Source organism: Planococcus sp. A6, from assembly GCF_028823615.1.
Classification (GTDB): Bacteria; Bacillota; Bacilli; order Bacillales_A; family Planococcaceae; genus Planococcus.
The window spans coordinates 1-1,391 of sequence record NZ_JAPEHT010000247.1; the positions used below are offsets into that span (position 1 = coordinate 1).

Sequence of the window (1,391 nt, forward strand, 5' to 3'; positions counted from 1 at the left end):
GTGCTGAAGCAACCGAATTTACAAGCAGAAGCGAAGTACGGCGTCACCATCGGATGGCAATTGGTGAAAAATCCGCAGATCCAGTCCAAGGATGATTTACAAAAACACCTGAATGAATTGAATCCGAATCATGGAAAAACGTCTGAATTAAAAGAAGCCTTCGCTCAATTGAACAAAGGTGAAAAAACGAAAGAAAAAGAAAATGAATTAGAGCGTTGAGTTAAAAAGCATTGGAGAAGAATTCCTTCTCCAATGCTTTTTCTATGTCAGAACATGAATTTACTGGGTTACGCACGCTATTAAGCTTAATTTTGTAAAATGATCCCCTTTATTACATTTTAAATCGGAAAAAGATTAAAACTGGTGTTATTTTTCATTAATAAATTTAGAATTTAAGTAATTAAAAGTGATATATCTATAAAAAACAAACCTTTTACTAGTTATTTTTATCCACTTTCTAATTTTTATATTATTTACAATAAAAAGAAAAAATATTATGTTAAAGACACCACTCAAATGGAAACTATTGTAGAACGGAGATTAGTAAATGAGAATTTTGCCCACTGTGTACAAAGCTAAGTCTGAAATTGCCCGGTTAGAAAAATACGTGTTTCTCGCCGAGAGTTATGGTGAACAAACTCTTGAAAAACAAATCATTAAACATTATGCCTATATCGGTAGTATTTCCAAAACCGTTGCTCATTTGAACGAAAAACGAGCAAAAGAAGGATTAGCCCCCATTGAACTTGCCTATGCTAAAGAAGTCATTCAATCTAAGCCAGCAGATGCATTACACCGGATGGTTCGCACTCGCTATAGACAAAAAATTAGACATTTACAGTACTGAACATGAACGTACGCTTAATGATCTGTTGAATCCATTAAGGCTTCGCTGTGTGGAGCGAAAGAAACGAGGAATCTATTGAAAAATCCCGAAGAAAAAGAATCCGAAATACCAAAAAGAGAAATTCCGCTAATGTTTGTAGGATTTGCCCTGCTAATCGGTAGTTTTTATTGGCGGTTGCTCTTCCACTTCTTTTTTATCATTCCGTCCCTGATCTTTTTTCTGCGAAGTATAGATGATTTTAAAAAAGGAAATAAGAAATCGATGTACTGGAATATGGTCTCTGGCCTCATCTTTTTCGCCTTGATCTTTTTAGCAAATACCGATTGATGTTTAATTGATAGGATAAACTCAAGTACAGAGCATTTTCACGGGCGACTGCACAAGAGCGCCTAGCAACCGTCGTTTCAAGGCGCTCTATGTGTCGCTTCTCCCTAAAAAAGCCGATAATCAGGGGCTGTAACCTGTCGGAAACAGCCCCTAGATTCCTGTCCTTTTCTTAATGGGTGAACGAGTCGAACAACAGAAGACCGAGCAAATGAGAAGG

2 protein-coding genes and 1 pseudogene are annotated in these 1,391 nt (G+C 36.7%); all 3 read left to right on the forward strand.

The annotated features are described in order from the left end of the window. A pseudogene (locus ON064_RS18215) lies at window positions 1-219 on the forward strand (ArdC-like ssDNA-binding domain-containing protein); the annotation flags it as partial. A 328-nt stretch (window positions 220-547) separates the two neighbouring features. Next, entirely contained in the window at window positions 548-847 is a 300-nt protein-coding gene (locus ON064_RS18220) for a hypothetical protein (protein WP_121301343.1), read from the forward strand. A 75-nt stretch (window positions 848-922) separates the two neighbouring features. Continuing rightward, complete coding sequence (locus tag ON064_RS18225) at window positions 923-1,174, forward strand: hypothetical protein (RefSeq protein WP_135449641.1); 252 nt, start codon at window positions 923-925, stop codon at window positions 1,172-1,174. Window positions 1,175-1,391: the final 217 nt, after the last annotated feature.